Source organism: Paenibacillus sp. FSL R10-2771, assembly GCF_038000205.1.
Lineage (GTDB): Bacteria > Bacillota > Bacilli > Paenibacillales > Paenibacillaceae > Paenibacillus_AQ > Paenibacillus_AQ phytohabitans.
In genome coordinates, this window is record NZ_JBBOBM010000001.1 from 6,561,127 (window position 1) to 6,579,116 (window position 17,990).

The following is a 17,990-nucleotide window of genomic DNA, read 5'->3' on the forward strand; positions in this document are numbered from 1 at the left end:
TCATACTACACAAACCCATCCTCAGGCTCCCCCACCTCAAACCCTAACACTTTAGTTGCTTCTGATTTAAACGCTCCAATCCAAGAATCCCAATCACTCTGATTCATCTGAGCATAAAATGACAATCCACTTGGCTCAACGGATGCCTGAATATAAACATCCTCATCTTCCAGCCCAAACCAGTGTGGAATCCCATCTATGTACCCTCTCCAACCAGGCATACGCTCATAAATATTAGCAACTGTATTCCATACTTCATCAGGCAGATGAGCCCAAATATTCAGATTACAATGATGAGAGGTTATTTCATTCATTTCCCTTCCCCCTTAGCCTTACACATATACAAAATAAACCTTACGCACTTCAATCACATCGTACCATATGTTGGAATTCCCTTCCTATCATTCGAGGCTCAATCGAGTTAATTATCCACTTGCAAAAAGGATTATTTTTCTATATTTTTAAATATAAAGTAACCATTATAATGAAATAAAAAGGATACTCACTAATGAAAAACAAAATGTTATTACTTCTTATATTGTTATCCGTGTTGTTTGTAAGCTGTGACATCAAAATTGTAAATGAGCCTCAGGCGGAGGAGCTTTATAACCCTCCATCAATCCAGTTAGAAATTGCAGTTGTTGGTGATATTCCTTTTGATAACATTAGAAATCTAAGCTACATACCCAAAAGCCTCAAAGATATTATTGAAGATCATAATATAAATTATGATGGCTTAATCATTGCAAAGGATTATCTGGCTGAAGCAGCCAAGCAGGAATATAAAGATTTTTTCAGTAACATAACGTATCCGGTATTTTTCATGGGGACTGAGAATCTGCTGGTGAATGTATTTCATGACGACAGATTAACTCTTGAATCTGCAAGAATAAATGGTTTTGGAGCTCATGTATCCGGATTTGTTCTATTAGAGGGCAAGTTTCAGCAGTGGGGCTTGTACTTACCAAATAACCCTACTGAACAAGATATGAATAGAGATATGATTTTAAGAATCTCCAATATATTAGAAGATTTCAAAATTCTACGCAGTAACATGAAAACTGCAACTTAAATTCACCCTATAGTGGAGCACGGCAAATCCCCCCACAACTACTTATAGATGTCCAGAAGATGTACTGCCATCCCTGGCCAGACCAACAGAAATACCCTCTCCGCGAAGAGAGGGTACCCTTATTAACTACTCTTATCCCATCAACTCATAGAAATACTTAGCTTCCTGAGTCTTGTAGAGACTATACCAGGCCTTCAATTTTTCTGGAGTCATGACATCCAGGGCTTTCAAGACATGTACAGTGAATTCTAGCGGCGCTATTCCAGAGGCAGTGATCAGCTTCCCATCCGTTACAGCAGACTGCATCTGGTAGAGCTCTTCGCCGGTGTACGCAGGACAGATCATTTTGAGGTACTCCAGATCATTGCTTGTATGCGGGCGTGAATTCAATAGTCCGGCCTGGGCTAGCCCCATTGTTGCCCCACAAATCGCTGCCACTAATATATCTTCCTTTATGCATCGCTCAGCAAGCCCGAGGATGGGCTGGTGAATGGCTTCGGTCCATGTCTCTCCACCGGGTAGAATCAATGCATCTGTGCTTGTCATGCTGCACTCATCCACCGTGATGTCGGGCATTATTGCCAGTCCGCCCATTGTAGTGACAAGCGCCTTTTCATTGGCTACGGTAACTATTTCAGATGGGGCTTGCCCCTTCTTGTAGTATCTTCCCGAGTTCAGTTCGGCAGTTAAATACCCTATCTCCCAGTCTGCCATGGTGTCGAACACATATAGATATACTTTATTATTCATTTCTACGTCCTCCTTCAAGTCCTTTCCTGTATTATAAAATAGCTTCACTGACAGCTGCTGTCAGTGAAGCTATTTTAGCTGAACATATAACAAAGACGCTCCGAGACTCCTCCCGAGCGTCTTTTTGCCTTCTTTTATAGAAGATAACCCCTTAGTTCTTCCCCCCATACCCCTTATATGTAGCGTAAACGGCATTGGCATATTGATCTGCCAGAATCGGACGGCCATAGGAATCGGTAGCGCCCGGATACCAGTTGTCGCCTCCGTTATAGTGTAGCAATCCGTTATAGATATCTCCGAATCTGACAATCTTCTCATTCAGGATCAATGCGCCCAGGTATACCTGATCCTGTTCGCTGCTGTGATTATACGCGCGGCCGAATTTGGCGCTGAATTGTGAGGCATAGGCATTGCGGGTGTTAGGTTCGACCTGCATTAATCCGTCGCCGGCGGATGGGCTGCCGGGCAGGCCTGCTCCGAAGCTGCTCTCCTTCTTAATCACCGCACTCAGCAGTAGTGCGAAATCTCCCCCCTTGCCATAAGCATTGTCTGCATTCACGACATAGGTCCAGATTTGGCTGGGAACCTCGGCAGGCTTGGTTACAGAAGGAGGCTGTGATCCGGTATAGATCTTAACCGAGGTCATCTTGTCATTGACACTGTCGCCAACCCAGGAGGAATCTGCCGTATAGGTCCATTTGGCTCCGCCAAAGCTATCATTCTCATAGACTTCAACCGTCCAGCCGCCGGGAACCTTAAGCGAAGACATCCAGTCATTCGGAATGCCTGCAGCATTCAGCTGGGACAATACATAATTGCCTACTCCCAGGGTTACCGCCTTCCCGCCATAGTTGATATCTGCATAGAAGGTGACTCCGTTTGTTGATGGGGGTGTGGTTGGTGTAGGTGTAGGGGTCGGTGTTGTTGTTGTTCCGCTCTTCCATAGTGCAGGAACATTAGGCGGCTCCCAGCCTGTGAGGGAAGTATGTGCCTGAAGACAGGTATACGTACTTCCGCTATAGGTTACTGTATCATTTACTGCATAAGCCGTATTAGGAGCCCATGCTCCTCTGGCGGCCGCGTTTGCCTGCGGTAAGGCTGTGAAGAACAGGGATAGGAATATGGCTGCAACTACCAAAAGGGATAAGGCTCTGGCTGGAACTTTTTTAATCAATCACTTAAACCTCCTTTATTTAATTTACCGGTTTCGCCCATTAGGCGAACCACAGGTATATTGTATTGTCGTTTGTGAAAATAATTCCATCAATTTTACTCCCCAACCCCTTGCTGTAATGACAAATTCCGCGTTTTCACTCCTTACATTTGGTTCCATCCTGGTGATTTAACGCATTCATGAAATTTTTACATAACTTTTACTTCACGCTATCAACACAGCTTCCTGTAATGATGCTATCATGAAACAATCAACTCATTTATAGCGAATTTTGTAGATTGGGGTCGGCTTCATGATGAGGGGTATTCTAAGGTTCGTTTCTCGTAATATCTTCTTTCATATAGCGGTTGCCGTTGTTATCGGTCTGGCCATAAGCTATGCCATCGTGCCTGTAACGCCAGGCGCCCCCAAGCTTCGAAGCGAAGAAGGCGTTCTGGATCTAACGCAGGCTTCTATCCTTAAGACTCCGCTAAAGTTGCAGGGGGAATGGGAATTCTACTGGCAGGATCTGCTCTCGCCAGAGGATATACGGAGCCGGATGGCAAGCGGGGAAATGGCTGACCGGTATATCAGCATCCCCAGCTCTTGGCTAGGATACAAGCTTGATGGTCAAGAGCTGGGAGGGCAAGGCTATGCAACCTTTCGGCTGGTCACCCGGCTTAGCGGGCAGGACAGGAATGAGCGGCTTGCGCTGCGGCTGCCTACCATTTTTCATGCATATAAATTATGGGTGAATGGAGAGCTGCTGGCAGAAGTTGGCGAGGTTGGTCAGGACAAGAGTAGCGTGACACCACGTCTGGCAACGAAGCTGGTGTTCTTCCAGCCCGGGAGCGATACCGTAGAGCTGGTTATACAGGTTGCAAACTTCCATCATAAGCGGGGCGGCATCACCACGTCTATAGAGCTGGGTGGCAGTAACGTATTAGCGGCCAAGACCACTCGGAAGGTTGCCGCAGAGATGTTCATAACCGCAAGCCTGCTGGTTATCGGCGTGTATCATCTGCTACTCTACATGCTGCGGCGCAAGGACAGGGCACCGCTTTATTTTGGACTGTTCACTGTGTTGTTCGGTATCCGGTCCTTGCTGGTCGGCGAGCTCATGTTCACACAATGGTTTCCCCGTTTTCCGTGGGAATTGCAGTTCAAGCTCGAGTATCTGATTCTATGTGTCAGTGGTTATATCATCACCATGTATTTTGAATGCATTTTCCCGAATTATGTGTCGCGTTGGTTTCGTCTGGGCAGCCGGATCATAACGAGCGCACTCTGTCTGGTTGTTGTACTGACCCCTGCAATTATATATTCAAGAATGTTACTGCTGATCGGTGTAATCGTTGTTCTTCACATGGTGTATCTGATGGTGGGTCTGGCTGAGGCGGCTGTGCGGCGTATGGAGGGGGCGCTGATCTTCCTGCTCGTGTCGATGGTTGCTCTGGTAACGGTGATCAACGATTTCCTGTATTTCAACGAATGGTCACTCATCGGTAATACCTCTCCGTTTGGGCTGCTCATATTCACGATCGCACAGATGATTCTGCTGTCTTCCAGATATACGCGGGCGGTAACGAACGAAGAGAGAATTGCACGTGAGCTGTACGAAGCCAATAACAAGCTGACTGAAATGAATTCCAATCTGGAGCAGCTCGTAATGGAGCGTACACATGCCTTATCCGCAGCCCACGAAGACCTCCGCATGTCGTATGAGCGGTTACTTCACTCCGAGCAAGGCAGGAAAAAGCTGCTTGCCTACATTACACATGATCTGCGTATGCCGCTGTCCAGCATGCTTGGTTATGTTGAGGCTGTGATCGACATGGTTAAGCCGGAACGCAATGAACAGTACCTGAAGTATATCCGGGATAACACGGTAAGGATTAACCGCATGATCGGGGAGTTGTCCTTCTTGTCGCATCTGGAGACGGGGCAGGTAGAATACCGTATGGAGCCGGTTCATGTGATTCATTTCCTGCGCGGTTTCTATGAACAATATGAGCTGGTAGTGCGTGACGCGGGGCTTGATTTCAACCTGGATACCGGACATACGGAGGATCTGGGAGCCTTCTTGCCTGTTGCCGGGATCGATGCGCAAAGATTAACGCAAGCGCTATTTAATCTGGTGTCGAATGCGATGAAGTTCACCTCTAGCGGCGGGATGGTGCGTCTTGCTCTAACCTGGGATGAGGTGAAGGATACCCGCTATGCAATCATTAGCGTACAAGACTCTGGTACGGGCATCCCCCCTGAGCAGCTCGAGCAAATCTTCGACCGCAATTACAGGGTTGACCGGCCGGGTATGGACATGGGAGTAGAGGGCAACGGCCTTGGGCTGGCGATTTGCAGGGAAATCGTACAAGCGCATGGCGGAACGGTCCGGGCCGAGAGCGACGGTAAGACGGGTTCGGTATTCTATGTATCACTGCCTTTGTATCCGGAAGCAGGAAGGTGACAACATGATGGACACGTACAAAATTATGATCGTCGATGATGATCCCCATATCTGTGAGATTGTTCAGGCGTATTGCGAACGGGAAGGCTTCGTATCCTCGTATAGCCATAGCGGGACAGAAGCCATGCTGCTGCTTGCATCGTTTAATCCGGATCTGATTGTACTGGATGTACTGCTGGCTAATGAGAACGGCATTGACTGGTGCAGGAACGCACGCAGCTACACGAATGCGCCGATCGTGTTTCTGAGCAGTCAGGAGGAGGACGAGGTGAAGATCAGCGCTTTAGCTTATGGCGGCGATGATTACGTGACCAAGCCGTTCAGTCCGGGAGTCCTCATGGCCAAGATCAAGGCTCACCTTCGCAGAGTGTCGACAGGCAGAAGGGAACAACTGCTGGAGTTACCGGGCTTGACGCTGGATTTCTACGCACAGTCTGTCAATATAGGCAGCAAAGCCATCTTTTTATCCAAAAAAGAGTTCAGTCTACTGTCCTATATGGCCCAAAACGTTAATCAAGTCGTCACGGTCGATACGTTGTTTCATCTCATCTGGGGAATGAAGAGTCTGGAGGATACGAGAACGGTCGCTGTACACATCAGTAATTTACGCAAAAAAATCGAGGCTGATCCTGTCAATCCGGAGAGAATCCTTACGATTCGGGGGGCCGGATATATGCTGGTTGCCGGCAAGCGTTGAGCATAGCAATGTTCCCATAATAAAGGTTCAAGCATGAACTCTTGCTTGAACCTTTGGCATACTATTCACAGGGCCCCCCGCCGCAGCTTATAGAAATACTGGACCACCGGATGCTTCAACTCCATCTTCTCGGCCATACCCAGAATCCGCTTTTTCCCGACTCTCCGATCCACCAGCGCAAGAATATTGAGTACCATATCACTGCTCTCCAGGCTCTCCTCTATAGGTGTAGTCAGGAACTTATTCGCGGCCACGATGAAATTCGATTTAACGAGTGTTGCCTGTGCGGACATTAGCTCTTTGGCATGCTCTGTACTTAATCTGCTTCTGGCCATTACGATTAGGCGATCCTCCGGCACGGGTCCCTTGGCAGCTTGTCTGACCGCTTCAATGTCGTCCTTACTGACAGGAATGCGGATTTCCGGATCATTCTTAATCTCCAGCTCTGTCTGATACCATCGGATCGTGTTCGTTTTATCGCCCATATTGAGCACATTCCTTCTGTCCACTGAGATGTAACAGATTCCCGATTTATCAGGCAGATAACGGTAACCCGGCGCGCGGTATTCTACCGTTCCCTCTAACGCAGGACTGAGAAAGCCCTCCAGCTGCTGCTTCAATTTGCTCCAGGACATGTAATCCCTCCATATGAAAAAAAAGGACTGGCCTGCTGGCTCCGGGTTCCCCCTCCCCATCATCCGGTCCTCAGTCTCATGTCTATTCTATTTCTACTAGGATCAGCGAATCAGTATGTCGAGTTTAGCAATGACATCTGAAAGAATGCTCAGTGGTACTTTACAGATGAACGCTGCCTGCCTGGATTGCCAATCGAGACTCTTTACTTGATCTGCAAGGATAACCCCTTCAATGGGCATATCCTGCGGTATGACTACTTCAAACGGGTAGCCCTTTGGTTTAGAAGTTACCAGACAGAGCAAGGAAACTCCGACTTTACCATTATAAGAAGCAGGAGACACGACCAAGGCCGGGCGTTTGCCTGCCTGTTCAGTCCGCTTGCGGGTTGAACTGCAGCCATATCAAGTCACCCCGATCCGGTACATACCCGCCCGTTACCATACTTCCCGTCCTTGCTGCCCGCCTGTAGAGACCTCATTATGGAGATTTTCCGGGGTGACCCGGGAAAGGAGTTCGTCCAGTGTGGCCGACTTCGGCTTGATGATAAGATGTCCATCTTCCACATCAAGATCGACTTCGGAGCCTTCCTCAATACCGACCTTTAGAGCAAGGGATTTCGGAATGCGAATGCCCAAGCTGTTGCCCCATTTCTGAACCTGAAACATAGAACCGCCTCCTAGAACGTATAAACAAAGTGATTCAAGAAGTCAAATCATGTCGAGGATATATAAAACAGAGGAATGACCTGCTGGCTCCGGGCTTGTCCCTTCTCCATTCAGCCGATCCTCACTCCTTTAGCGTCTATTCTATTTACTACTAGGATATCTACAATCCCGGCCGCCTAATTCCCAAGCTCGTCCGCCCCGTCCTGCTCCCTGCTCCCGAACTCCTCCAGCAGCGCACGCACTTCACTTGTCGACTTCGTGTTCATTAAGTTATTTCTTAATTCACTGGCCCCGCGGAAGCCGCGGACATAAATCTTGAAGAACCGCTGGAGCGGACTGAAAGAACGGGGCTTCTGTCCTGAATACTCATCATAGAGATCCAGATGCAGCCGCAACAGATCAAGCAGTTCCGCGCTGCTATGCTCCTTCGGCTCCTGTTCAAACGCAAACGGATTCTGAAAAATCCCGCGCCCGATCATAATCCCGTCCACACCGTACTCTTCAGCGAGCCTCAGGCCGGTCTGACGGTCGGGGATATCCCCGTTAATGGTCAGCAGGGTATGCGGTGCGATCTCATCACGAAGCTTCTTAATCTCCGGAATCAGCTCCCAGTGGGCATCCACCTTGCTCATTTCCTCCCGGGTACGCAGATGAATCGACAGATTAACAATGTCCTGCTGCAAAATATGGGTTAACCAGCCGCGCCATTCGCCCAGGTCAGTGAACCCGAGTCTTGTCTTGACACTGACGGGCAGTCCTCCGGCTTTGGCCGCCTGGATGATCTCTGCTGCGAGTTCGGGACGGCAGATCAGGCCGCTTCCCTTCCCGTTCTCGGCTACATTCGCTACAGGACAACCCATGTTAATATCGATGCCCTTGAAGCCTTCCTCGGCCATGCCGATGCTCATCTGACGGAAGTATTCCGGCTTATCGCCCCATATATGAGCTACAATCGGCTGTTCATCCTCTGTATAAGTCAGACGCCCGCGCACCGCATGATGCCCCTCCGGGTGACAATAGCTCTCTGAATTCGCAAACTCCGTGAAGAAGACGTCCGGTCTGCCCGCTCTGCTTACGACATGGCGAAACACAACATCCGTTACATCCTCCATGGGTGCCAGTATGAAAAAAGGGCGTGGTAGTTCACGCCAGAAATTATTCATCATATTAAAAACCTCTCTATAAATAGCAAGATATTAAAGCAAATTATATCATAATCCCGGAGGAAACATACTTACCCAATTAATTCATGTAAGACGGAACGACTCGCATATGGTAAAATAAAGCAGAATTTACTTTCCAGGTGAATGTAACTTCAAGCGATCAAGAAGGAGAATGAATATGAGAATATGCAGTGACAACGCTCCGTGCAAAGTCTGAACCGGACGAAACTGCACGGAGCGGACTACAGCTCGTCCGTTCGGCTTTGCACTTTCATTGAATTGTTAAGAATTCATTGAAAGAGGAGCAGAGTCATGATAACAAAATTCAAAGTCAACCTCAGGGAGCTTCGTACTTTCCTGATTTTATGGATTACACAGTCATTCTCGGCACTGGGCAGTGCAATGACCGCCTTTGCCCTGGTGATCTGGTCTTATCAGCAGAATGGATCGGCTCTAACCAGCTCTCTGTTGGTTATCTGTTCCTACGCACCTTATGTGCTGCTCAGTATCTTCGCAGGTGCACTGAGCGACCGCTGGAACAAGAAGGCTACGATGCTGATCAGTGACAGCTTTGCGGCACTTTGTACCGTCACGGTCCTTATACTGATGACAATGGGTAAACTCCAGATCTGGCATCTGTATCTGATTAATACCTTGACTGGCGTAATGAACACTGTACAGCAGCCGGCGTCGGATGTAGCGATCAGCCTGCTGGCTCCGCAGCAACATTATCAGAAGGTTAGCGGAATGCGTTCCTTTTCCAACTCACTGGTTACCATATTGACGCCTATACTCGCTACTTCAATACTTTCCTTCACCAGTGTCCGGGTTGTGATTCTGTTTGATCTGATTACCTTTGCCACAGCGTTCACGGCATTGCTATGCTGTGTCCATATCCCGCAGGTTCCTAAGCGGAGCAGCACCGGTAGCGAGACGATATTGCAATCGGCTTCAAGCGGCCTGCGGTATCTCAGGGATAACCGTGGCATTCTGGATTTGATCCTTTTTTTGGCCTTGATCAATTTCACCGCCTCCATTTTCAATGCTGCCCTGCCCGCAATGATGCTCTCACGGACGGGTGGCGGAGAGCTGGCGCTGGGGATGGTCAACACCGTTACAGGGATAGCCCTGATGCTTGGGAGTATTTCGGTTGCTATCCTGCCGCCGCCCAGAAGCCGGGTCCGGGTCATTTGTAATTGCCTGCTTTTTTCCATGAGCACCGAGAATTTCTTCCTTGCCTTTGGCAGAAGCACGCCTATATGGTGTTTGGGTGCAATCCTCGGATGGATATTCATTCCTGTTATGAACGCTAATATGGATGTGCTGTTCCGCTCCACAATTCCTATTGAGATGCAGGGGCGTGTCTATTCGGCAAGGAATACCTTGCAGTTTTTCACCATTCCATTGGGATATCTGTGCGGCGGTATATTGGTAGACAGGGTGTTTGAACCCTTTATGGCAGGGCAGCCGCTAGGCAGCCTGTGGGTCGCACTGGTCGGAACAGGCAAAGGCTCCGGAGCAGCTTTGCTATTCCTGGTAATCGGAATTACCGGTGCATTATCTTGTCTGCCGTTCCGGGCAGACAAACATATCTGGAGGTTGGAGGAATAGCTTCTTCTCCCCCAACTGTAATTAGCACAGGGCGGCTCTACGGCTGCCCTGTGCTTTTCAATTTCGTGCCGTATCCCAATCACGCTTGTAGTAACATAGATGTTTCCAATTATTCATAATTCATCCTAATTCAGATGAATACGTTAACATTCGGATCGTATGCTATAAAGTCTGACCTCACTGAAATCACTAAGAGGAGGAAAATGGATGTCGTTCGGGTTCCGGAAGTTGGGTGTATGGTTTACAGCTTTGATATTGCTGGCAGGTGCTTATGCGTATCCGGGTTATGAAGTGAAGGCTGAAGGTGCAGCAGGCTATTATCACACCTCAGGTAACAAAATCGTGGATTCCGCCGGGAATACGGCCGTATTCAACGGACTGAACTGGTTTGGCTTCGAAACCGCGAACTACTCTCCGCATGGGCTGTGGTCCCGTTCCATGGATGATGTGCTCGACCAGATCAAGACGGAAGGCTATAACCTGATCCGGCTGCCCTACTGCAACCAGATGTTCGATGCAGGCTCTGCAGCCAATAGTATCGATTATGCCAAAAATCCTGATCTGGCCGGCCTTACGCCGGTGCAGATTATGGATAAACTGATTGAGAAAGCCGGGAACCGCGGCATCCGGATCTTCCTTGACCGGCACCGGCCGGACTCCGGCGGACAATCGGCACTGTGGTATACTGCGGCCTATCCCGAAACCCGCTGGATCAGTGACTGGGTGATGCTGGCCCAGCGCTATGCAGATAATCCTACCGTCATTGGAGCCGACCTGCATAACGAACCGCATGGTACGGCAAGCTGGGGAACAGGTAATCCTGCCACAGACTGGCGGCTGGCCAGTCAACGGGCAGGCAATGCGATTCTCGCCGCGAATCCGAACTGGCTCATTATTGTCGAAGGCATTGAGACCAACGTTCAGGGCAACTCCAGCAGCTATTGGTGGGGCGGTAATCTGACAGGCGTGCGTAATTACCCGGTCACGCTTACTGTGCCGGACCGGGTGGTCTATTCCCCGCATGATTATGGTCCCGGCGTTGCCTCACAGACCTGGTTCAGTGCTGCCGACTTCCCCAATAATCTGCCGAAGCTGTGGGATGATACCTGGGGATACATCAGCAAGGAACAAATTGCCCCGGTTCTTGCCGGAGAATTCGGCGGGCGCAGCGTAGATACCTTATCGGCGGAAGGGAAATGGCAGCATGCGCTCGTAAGCTACATCGGCCAGAACAATCTCTACTGGACGTACTGGAGTCTGAATCCCAATAGCGGAGACACTGGCGGACTGCTGCTGGATGACTGGACCTCCTGGAATGCGCCGAAGCAGGCTATGCTGGACCTTATTATGAAGCCGGTCACCTTTACCCCTATTGGTGATCCTGGCGGACCCGGTGAAGGCCCCGGATCTGGCGACCCTCATGCCACACTGCTCTACCGTGCCGGTGAGACGGGGACGGCCGTGGGCTCAATCCGGGCGAGTCTACAGCTGAAGAACGAGTCCGGTAGCTCTATTCCGCTGAATGAGCTTACGATACGTTATTGGTACAACAGAGATGGGAATGCTGCACAGACCCTGGAATTTGATTACGCGGTCATCGGCAAAGAAAAATTGCTGACGCAAATCGTCCCCTTGGCTACACCGCGAACAGGTGCAGATACTTATGCGGAGATCGGGTTCACGGCAGGTGCTGGCTCACTCGCAGCTTCCGGCACAACCGGAGATATTCAGTTCCGCATTCACAACACGAATTGGGCGAATCTCAACCAGGCTAATGACTACTCATTCCAGCCCGCCATCATCAGCTACGCCGCGAATGACCGTATCACGATTTATCATCAAGGCCAGCTGATCTACGGAATTGAACCTTAAATGTCTGAATTGACCATAGCTGGTGAGCTGTCTAATGGTTACGCTTAATGTGCAGGAGCACGTTAAGGGAGGATGAAAGAGATGTATGCGCACCATAGACAGACGCTGGAGAAGCTGGTGGAGAAGCAGGCGAAGGACCCTTCCTGCCTGGCAGTAATCACCAGCGGTTCGGTAGCCCAGGGAACCGCCAAGGAGACCTCGGATGTGGATGTTCACCTGGTATTCACCGATGAAGCCTATGAAGAGTATGACCGGAAGAATAAGCTGTCCTACGTGGACCGGGAAGTCAGTACCTATGAAGGCGGATACGCCGATATCAAGGTGATCAACCTCCGGTTCCTGGAGCTTGCCGCGGGGCGGGGTAACGAGCCGACGAGGTATGCTTTTATCGGTTCAAGCGTTCTATTCTCCAGAATCCCGGAGCTGGGTGAACTGGTTGCCCGAATTCCGCTCTATCCTGAAGAACACCGAGACCGTAATCTGCGGGACTTTTGCGCCCAGATCTTCCTGTATGCTTTTTATTTCGCCAAAGAAGCGGCCCGGAAGAACGACGCCTACCTGCTCGCTCACACGGCCAGCAACCTGGTCTTCTTCAGCGGGAGAATGATCCTGGCTTATAACCGGATGCTCTTTCCAAGCCACAAGGGGCTGCTGGATGCCGTTGAGGCTGCAGAAGCTAAGCCGAAGGACTTCCGTAAGCTCGCTGCAGAGCTGCTGCAGTCGCCCGGCGCAGATAAGAGTATGCGCTTCGCTGCGAAGATGCTGGCTTTCTATAATCACGGCCTTACCTTCGAGCAGGCGCTGGGCATTTATGTGCTGAGCAACGAGCGCTCCTGGATAGAGCAGCCTCCTTCCTTGCAGGACCGTTAACAACAAACAGCGACTCTCCGATGATGGAGAATCGCTGTTTTGACGTTTGGGCCAGGGGCAGATTGCTTCTTCATAGATAAACCCGGTGCTGCTGCGCCTCGGCCATGATCAGGGATTGCAGGTGTACCCGTTCCCATGTAGCTTCCAGCTGCTCCGCCCTTTGCCCGCTCATTATTTCTGCGAAAGCCTCCAGCTGATTGACATAATAGTTCATCGGCGCGAATTCACACAGGGTGCTGCGGTTGTCTGGCAGATCATGCCGTATTTTGATTTTGTAGAAGCCTTTGACCGGCCGGAAGAAATCCGGGACCGTCAGCACTGTCTGCGCGAAATGCAGGGTATGCGAAGCCCGGAAGGGCAGCTCGAAGGAAGTCAGACATTCAGCTTCCAGACCGTTCTCATATTGCAGCGCCGCCTGAAAGGTCCAATCACAGCCCTCCGGCCCGTCAAAAGCAGACTTCGCCCTGATTTCACTGGGCTGAAGACCGACAAAGGTCTGCAGGAACTGCAGCCAATAGCAGCCCAGATCGGCAAAAGCGCCTCCGCCCTTCGCCTTGACACTGCGGTAATTCCCGGCATATCTGTCCTTGGCAGGCACGGATATTCTTGTACTGATCTTATAGAGCGGGCCGAATTGCCCGGAGTCGACTATGGATTTGAGTGCCTGCTGCCAGGGGTGGAAGGCAATCATCATACCTTCGGCGAGCTTCGGAGCAGCGGAGCTTTCTTTTAGCAGCCGTAACCGTTCAGCTTCTTCGGGATGCAGGCACATCGGCTTCTCTACCAATACATGCTTCCCCGCCTCCAATGCCCGGACTGCCCATTCTGCATGAAGGTCATTGCTGAGTGCAATATATACCCCCTCCAGATCGCCAAGCTCCAGCAGCTCATCCAGACTGCCCGCAACATAAGGAATATGGTAAGCCTCTGCCAGTTTCACTGCCTTTTCCAATGTCCGGTTGGCAATTGCGGTTATCCGCACCTTCTCCACAACCTGCGCTGGCTCCAGCATGGCAGGTACAGCAATATTCGAGGCACCCAGGATACCGAGCCTATAGGCAGGCTGATCACACCCGTTCTTCATACATGCGTCAGGGCAGCATAGGTATTCAGGTACAGCACATTGCATTTGGAGCAGGCCGGCGACAAGCCTTCATCCAGAATCCGCCGCAGCCTGTCGTAGCGGGCTGAATTCCATATTTCCGTCAGCGGTTGCTCTTTCACATTGCCAATGGCCAGCTCGCCAAAAAATTTGCAGGCACTCACCATCCCGTTCGGAGCAATATCCACCCGGGTACTGAGCGCCAGACATTTCGATGTACTGCGGGAGAGCATCGGCTTGCCGGCCACAAAATCCTCGATTTCATCAAAGTCGAGTCCCGGCTGGTAACGGATTCGGGTATTATGCCAGGTGTTGCTGTTGATCCGTTTCAGGTCTTCGGTCAGCCTTGTGACATTCTCCGGTTTGATATGGTATTTGAAGGCATGCCAGCTGCTCCGGTGATCCGGCGGAAGCTCCGCCAGCCACTGGAAGTGTTCATCGTAGAACCGGTCCATTTCCAGGCTCGTGTCCGCAGAGATATACCACGGGAAGCAGAGCAGTACCAGATCGACGCCCTTGTGCTCAAAAAACTCCACCAGCTCATACAATCTGCCGATCATATTGTCATTAATCACATTGTGCACAGAGATCCGGCCGCGGAAGCGGCCTTGCCTGCGCAGCTCGAGCAGCCGTTCGACGCTCTCGATCACCTTCTGAAAGGAGCCTTTGCCGCGCAGCAAATCATGCTCCGCCTCGAACCCCTCGATCGGAATCAGCAGCTCCAGGTTGTCAGAGATTGCACACAGCTCCTCTTCATACTTAGGAATCAGATAGGCATTGGTACAGATCGTGGTGTCCCGGGGATGCTCTTGCAGGAGCTCCAGAATCTGCTTGGTATTCCGGTGAAACAGCGGCTCGCCGCCCCATAAATACAGGCGGGACTGCGCTTCATCCGTCTCCTCCAGCAGCCTCCGGATCATCTCCACATCCATATCGAGGTTCTGCTCGGCGGTGTCCATATCATGATGATAGCCGGATTCATTCCATTGGTAGCAATGCTTGCAGCGGAGATTACAGCGGTTAGTCAGCTTCAGGGACATAATCTCCGGCATAACGGTTTTGAACCCTGGATCTAGCTTGCGTTCCCTGTGCGGGACCACCACATTCTTAATCGTACGTTTCAGGGCCTCAAAGGACTTGGCATCCAGGCTCACTCTACTGGTAGGCTGCATTAGCTTCTCCCTTCTGCTGCGGATAGCTGCTCCGCATAGCTTGCCGCATAATCCGGGTAAAGGCCCTTGGCTGACTGGAGGTTATCCGCCAGCTTCCGCAGTGCCTCACGGTCAAAGCCCATCTCGGCCCACTCCCCGTAACGGATGCCGTAACCCAGCTCCACCCACAGATCGCTGTTAATCTTCTCATGCGGGCCGAAGGGGTCCAGCAGCACCAGCGGTGTGCCCGAGGCCAGGGAATCAATCAGGGCGCCTCCACCCGGCTTGCTGATAACTGCGGATGCCTGCCGGATGACGCCATACATCCCGTCCTGGTAGTTACGGCAGGGCGGATAGTGGTCCGGCTGGCTGACGGTTACTTCTGCAAAAGGCGGGAAGGTATACTGCCCGCTGCTGTCACGCTTCCAGGTCCGCCACTCCGGATCGTTCATATAATAACGTCTTCCATGGACGGCCTCTCCAATCTCCTGAGGACTGTATGAGGCTATATCCAGTTCATACCCTGCCGACTCCAGGCTATCAAACTTCTCGCGGAAGGTGCCAATTCCCCAGCCGCCGCCATGAACAACCAGTCTCCCGTTCCTGGCCGCAGCGGGCAATGCCTCCGCGGGTCCGGCATCTATGCTGCATAGAATCTCCCTTGCCGCAGGGTCATACATACGTACTTCGCGGTAGCCTTCCGCGTAACCGGGATTCAGCCTGCGGAGATTCTTCCATGACGGCGAGAGGTCGGCATCAATATAGAGCAGGTCAGCCTCCACAGGAAAGCCGGCCAGTTCACGGTACCTGTCCATGACATGCACCCAATGCCCGGATAATACAATGAAGCGCTGCCGTTCTTCCTGCTTCCATTGCTGTAATAAATGTTCCACGGCCGCAGCATCCAGGCTGCCCCGGATATCACCCGGTATTTTCTGCGAGGTCAAGGCTACGGCAAAGCTCTGCTGGTACGCTTTGCGGCTGTTGTCTGTCTGCTGTTTTTTGCTGTCGGACATGAGTGTTTCAAAAACCTCAATCTCCGCCTGGATGCCAAGTGCGGTAAATCTCCGTTCCATCAGCAGGCCGGGGACATAGAAGCCCAGACCAAAACCAGAGCATAGAATCGTCACGGTGTTATTCATTGGAGGGTCCCTTTCTTTATCGCAGTATAGTGTAGCCCGAGCGCAGAAGCGATTCGTCCAGCTTACGGGTGAGTCTGTGCTTACTGTCTTCATCCCGGTAAGCGAGTGCTGCATACAGCTTGCCCTTACTGGAACCGGCAGACCGGGACGGGTCAGGAGGCTGAAGTGTGCCCGAAGCCAAAGGAATCACGCCTTCCCCCGCTCCCAGCGAAAATAATATGCCTTCCCGCTCAAGCCGCCCCAGCAGCTCTGCATAATGAACCTCGCCCATGGTTGCCAGCGGCACCTGTAACAGGCAGGTATGCATTCCTTCCTGCTTGAGCTGGCGGTCTACATTATGCTTGATCAGACTCATCGACTTCCGGGCATTGATCTCGACCAGAGGGGCGAGGCTTCCGTCACGCAGCAGCATGGAATCGACGCATACATCACCGAAGTAACCGTCTGCATACAGCTCCCGCCCAATGCTGTGCATGATCTCCCAATAGTCTTCCCGGTCCAGCCTTTCGAGCAGAGCCGGCTCCGGGGAGTGGGACTCTCCGAAGGCAAAACCATGGTTGACCAGCTGCTGAACGGACAATATCGAGATCCGGCCTTCCGGATCAATGTGAAATTGGCAGGAGAAGTCGGTCTCCCGGTCCAGCAGCGGCTCGAGCACAAACTTTATTCGTTTGTCCTGGTTCCGGCTGGATTCCAGGTACCCGGCAATCCGGCGCAATATCCGCTCAGTGTCCACGAGCTGATTGCCTTTGCCGGATACACCATACTCATCCTTGATCAGAAAAGCCCCCTCCTCCAGCAGCGCTTGTCCGGATTGCAGCAGCTCTTCCGCGCTATGGACAACAACAGCGATATTCGGCAGCAGCAGCCTGTCCCGCATAGCAGCAGAGTAGGTTTTGGTGTTCACTTTGCGCACAGTCTGTTCATCCGGGAGAGCGGGCTGAAGCTTATACCGCTTAACCGCCTCATGCGTTCCGGGAAGCACGGCAAAGGGCTCAAGCCATGCTCCTTCCGGTATTAACCTGTCCGGCTCCTGCCCGGGGTTCAGCCTGCCCAGCAGCTCGAATACATTCATTGCATTCAGTGCGTTCTGTGCTGTGCCAGGTGCCTCCACGCCCAGGGTTAATGGATTCATATTAGTCTTGAATGAATAATTGAGAGATTGCAGATAGTCATATTGAGCCTTGTCCATCCCATGGCGGGTTAATAGAATATCTCCGCTCCCGCAGAAGACAAACAGCAGTTCATCCATGGCCTGCACGATAGCCAGAGCCTTCGCATCAGGAACGGATGGCAGCGCAGCCAGATCTTCCTCCCGCCAGTACCGTTCCGACTCCAGGCTGCCGCAGTGTACAGCGTGCTTCATCGTACAGCAAGCTCGGCGACATACGCGGAGAAGCGGTCCACCGATTTCAAATGTTCAAGATCAAAGGTATCAAAGTCTACTTCGACATCGAATTCGTCTTCGATTCTCAGAATAAAGTTGATGATTTGCAGCGAATCCAGTGCGGCATCCAGCGTCAGATCGGAAGCTCCGCTCAGCGTCTGAAGCAGGCCCGGCTCCTCCTTGATTTCCGCGATAATCTCAATAACCTTTTGCTGCATGTGTATACCCCTTTCAGTAGGCATGATAGGAATG

General features: G+C 51.3%; 18 protein-coding genes. 6 read left to right on the plus strand and 12 right to left on the minus strand.

What is annotated here, in order from left to right; all coding sequences use genetic code 11:
• Positions 1 to 5 precede the first annotated feature (5 nt).
• Entirely contained in the window at positions 6 to 314 is a 309-nt protein-coding gene (locus tag NSU14_RS28245) for a hypothetical protein (RefSeq protein ID WP_340948020.1), read from the minus strand.
• 194 nt (positions 315 to 508) lie between these two features.
• Between NSU14_RS28245 and NSU14_RS28250 the strand changes: the two genes are divergently transcribed.
• Positions 509 to 1,072 carry a hypothetical protein gene (locus NSU14_RS28250; protein ID WP_076248112.1) on the plus strand — a complete coding sequence of 188 codons (564 nt, stop codon included), beginning with the start codon at positions 509 to 511 and terminating at the stop codon, positions 1,070 to 1,072.
• A 132-nt stretch (positions 1,073 to 1,204) separates the two neighbouring features.
• Here NSU14_RS28250 and NSU14_RS28255 read toward each other — a convergent pair whose 3' ends face one another.
• Positions 1,205 to 1,822: a type 1 glutamine amidotransferase family protein gene (locus tag NSU14_RS28255; RefSeq protein WP_340948022.1), complete on the minus strand. Its 618-nt coding sequence runs from the start codon at positions 1,820 to 1,822 to the stop codon at positions 1,205 to 1,207.
• A gap of 151 nt (positions 1,823 to 1,973) precedes the next feature.
• Entirely contained in the window at positions 1,974 to 2,996 is a 1,023-nt protein-coding gene (locus NSU14_RS28260) for a carbohydrate-binding protein (RefSeq protein WP_340948024.1), read from the minus strand.
• A gap of 292 nt (positions 2,997 to 3,288) precedes the next feature.
• Between NSU14_RS28260 and NSU14_RS28265 the strand changes: the two genes are divergently transcribed.
• Entirely contained in the window at positions 3,289 to 5,442 is a 2,154-nt protein-coding gene (locus NSU14_RS28265) for an ATP-binding protein (protein ID WP_340948025.1), read from the plus strand.
• Between the two features lie 4 nt (positions 5,443 to 5,446).
• On the plus strand, positions 5,447 to 6,139 hold the full coding sequence (locus tag NSU14_RS28270) for a response regulator transcription factor (protein WP_340948027.1): 693 nt from the start codon (positions 5,447 to 5,449) through the stop codon (positions 6,137 to 6,139).
• Between the two features lie 65 nt (positions 6,140 to 6,204).
• Here the strand turns inward: NSU14_RS28270 and NSU14_RS28275 are convergent, their stop codons facing one another.
• The 4 genes from NSU14_RS28275 to NSU14_RS28290 form a co-directional block, all read right to left on the minus strand.
• Entirely contained in the window at positions 6,205 to 6,774 is a 570-nt protein-coding gene (locus NSU14_RS28275) for an SF0329 family protein (RefSeq protein ID WP_340948028.1), read from the minus strand.
• A 102-nt stretch (positions 6,775 to 6,876) separates the two neighbouring features.
• Positions 6,877 to 7,116, minus strand: a complete 240-nt coding sequence (locus NSU14_RS28280) for a type II toxin-antitoxin system PemK/MazF family toxin (RefSeq protein WP_336103328.1) — start codon at positions 7,114 to 7,116, stop codon at positions 6,877 to 6,879.
• Positions 7,117 to 7,209: 93 nt separating this feature from the next.
• Positions 7,210 to 7,440: an AbrB/MazE/SpoVT family DNA-binding domain-containing protein gene (locus NSU14_RS28285; RefSeq protein ID WP_340948029.1), complete on the minus strand. Its 231-nt coding sequence runs from the start codon at positions 7,438 to 7,440 to the stop codon at positions 7,210 to 7,212.
• 176 nt (positions 7,441 to 7,616) lie between these two features.
• Positions 7,617 to 8,606, minus strand: a complete 990-nt coding sequence (locus tag NSU14_RS28290) for a tRNA dihydrouridine synthase (RefSeq protein ID WP_340948030.1) — start codon at positions 8,604 to 8,606, stop codon at positions 7,617 to 7,619.
• Positions 8,607 to 8,915: 309 nt separating this feature from the next.
• Between NSU14_RS28290 and NSU14_RS28295 the strand changes: the two genes are divergently transcribed.
• The 3 genes from NSU14_RS28295 to NSU14_RS28305 all read left to right on the plus strand — a co-directional run bounded on the left by NSU14_RS28295 (position 8,916) and on the right by NSU14_RS28305 (position 12,956).
• Positions 8,916 to 10,214 carry an MFS transporter gene (locus NSU14_RS28295; protein ID WP_340948031.1) on the plus strand — a complete coding sequence of 433 codons (1,299 nt, stop codon included), beginning with the start codon at positions 8,916 to 8,918 and terminating at the stop codon, positions 10,212 to 10,214.
• A 207-nt stretch (positions 10,215 to 10,421) separates the two neighbouring features.
• A complete protein-coding gene (locus tag NSU14_RS28300) occupies positions 10,422 to 12,086 on the plus strand; it encodes a cellulase family glycosylhydrolase (protein WP_340948033.1) in 1,665 nt (554 codons plus the stop codon).
• A gap of 81 nt (positions 12,087 to 12,167) precedes the next feature.
• Positions 12,168 to 12,956, plus strand: a complete 789-nt coding sequence (locus tag NSU14_RS28305) for a nucleotidyltransferase domain-containing protein (RefSeq protein WP_340948034.1) — start codon at positions 12,168 to 12,170, stop codon at positions 12,954 to 12,956.
• Positions 12,957 to 13,026: 70 nt separating this feature from the next.
• Here NSU14_RS28305 and NSU14_RS28310 read toward each other — a convergent pair whose 3' ends face one another.
• Genes NSU14_RS28310 through NSU14_RS28330 form a run of 5 tightly spaced genes read right to left on the minus strand, consistent with a single transcriptional unit; the run spans position 13,027 to position 17,956 of the window.
• Entirely contained in the window at positions 13,027 to 14,040 is a 1,014-nt protein-coding gene (locus tag NSU14_RS28310; protein ID WP_340948035.1) for a Gfo/Idh/MocA family protein, read from the minus strand.
• Positions 14,037 to 15,230, minus strand: coding sequence for a radical SAM/SPASM domain-containing protein (locus NSU14_RS28315; protein ID WP_042133462.1), 1,194 nt, complete (start codon positions 15,228 to 15,230; stop codon positions 14,037 to 14,039). Before NSU14_RS28315 ends, NSU14_RS28310 begins: the two co-directional genes overlap by 4 nt.
• Complete coding sequence (locus NSU14_RS28320) at positions 15,230 to 16,351, minus strand: UDP-glucuronosyltransferase (protein WP_340948036.1); 1,122 nt, start codon at positions 16,349 to 16,351, stop codon at positions 15,230 to 15,232. Before NSU14_RS28320 ends, NSU14_RS28315 begins: the two co-directional genes overlap by 1 nt.
• A 16-nt stretch (positions 16,352 to 16,367) precedes the next feature.
• Positions 16,368 to 17,717 (minus strand): hypothetical protein, encoded by a 1,350-nt coding sequence (locus tag NSU14_RS28325; RefSeq protein ID WP_340948037.1) that lies wholly within the window; start codon positions 17,715 to 17,717, stop codon positions 16,368 to 16,370.
• Positions 17,714 to 17,956, minus strand: coding sequence for an acyl carrier protein (locus NSU14_RS28330; RefSeq protein WP_042133457.1), 243 nt, complete (start codon positions 17,954 to 17,956; stop codon positions 17,714 to 17,716). The genes NSU14_RS28325 and NSU14_RS28330 overlap by 4 nt, the downstream gene beginning before the upstream one ends.
• Between the last annotated feature and the right edge of the window lie 34 nt (positions 17,957 to 17,990).

Bases quoted from the DNA above. Each gene is read 5' to 3' on its own strand.
- NSU14_RS28245 (WP_340948020.1), bottom strand. From the start codon at position 314: ATGAATGAAATAACCTCTCATCATTGTAATCTGAATATTTGGGCTCAT.
- NSU14_RS28250 (WP_076248112.1), top strand. From the start codon at position 509: ATGAAAAACAAAATGTTATTACTTCTTATATTGTTATCCGTGTTGTTT.
- NSU14_RS28255 (WP_340948022.1), bottom strand. From the start codon at position 1,822: ATGAATAATAAAGTATATCTATATGTGTTCGACACCATGGCAGACTGG.
- NSU14_RS28265 (WP_340948025.1), top strand. From the start codon at position 3,289: ATGATGAGGGGTATTCTAAGGTTCGTTTCTCGTAATATCTTCTTTCAT.
- NSU14_RS28270 (WP_340948027.1), top strand. From the start codon at position 5,447: ATGATGGACACGTACAAAATTATGATCGTCGATGATGATCCCCATATC.
- NSU14_RS28275 (WP_340948028.1), bottom strand. From the start codon at position 6,774: ATGTCCTGGAGCAAATTGAAGCAGCAGCTGGAGGGCTTTCTCAGTCCT.
- NSU14_RS28285 (WP_340948029.1), bottom strand. From the start codon at position 7,440: ATGTTTCAGGTTCAGAAATGGGGCAACAGCTTGGGCATTCGCATTCCG.
- NSU14_RS28290 (WP_340948030.1), bottom strand. From the start codon at position 8,606: ATGATGAATAATTTCTGGCGTGAACTACCACGCCCTTTTTTCATACTG.
- NSU14_RS28295 (WP_340948031.1), top strand. From the start codon at position 8,916: ATGATAACAAAATTCAAAGTCAACCTCAGGGAGCTTCGTACTTTCCTG.
- NSU14_RS28300 (WP_340948033.1), top strand. From the start codon at position 10,422: ATGTCGTTCGGGTTCCGGAAGTTGGGTGTATGGTTTACAGCTTTGATA.
- NSU14_RS28305 (WP_340948034.1), top strand. From the start codon at position 12,168: ATGTATGCGCACCATAGACAGACGCTGGAGAAGCTGGTGGAGAAGCAG.
- NSU14_RS28310 (WP_340948035.1), bottom strand. From the start codon at position 14,040: ATGAAGAACGGGTGTGATCAGCCTGCCTATAGGCTCGGTATCCTGGGT.
- NSU14_RS28315 (WP_042133462.1), bottom strand. From the start codon at position 15,230: ATGCAGCCTACCAGTAGAGTGAGCCTGGATGCCAAGTCCTTTGAGGCC.
- NSU14_RS28320 (WP_340948036.1), bottom strand. From the start codon at position 16,351: ATGAATAACACCGTGACGATTCTATGCTCTGGTTTTGGTCTGGGCTTC.
- NSU14_RS28325 (WP_340948037.1), bottom strand. From the start codon at position 17,717: ATGAAGCACGCTGTACACTGCGGCAGCCTGGAGTCGGAACGGTACTGG.
- NSU14_RS28330 (WP_042133457.1), bottom strand. From the start codon at position 17,956: ATGCAGCAAAAGGTTATTGAGATTATCGCGGAAATCAAGGAGGAGCCG.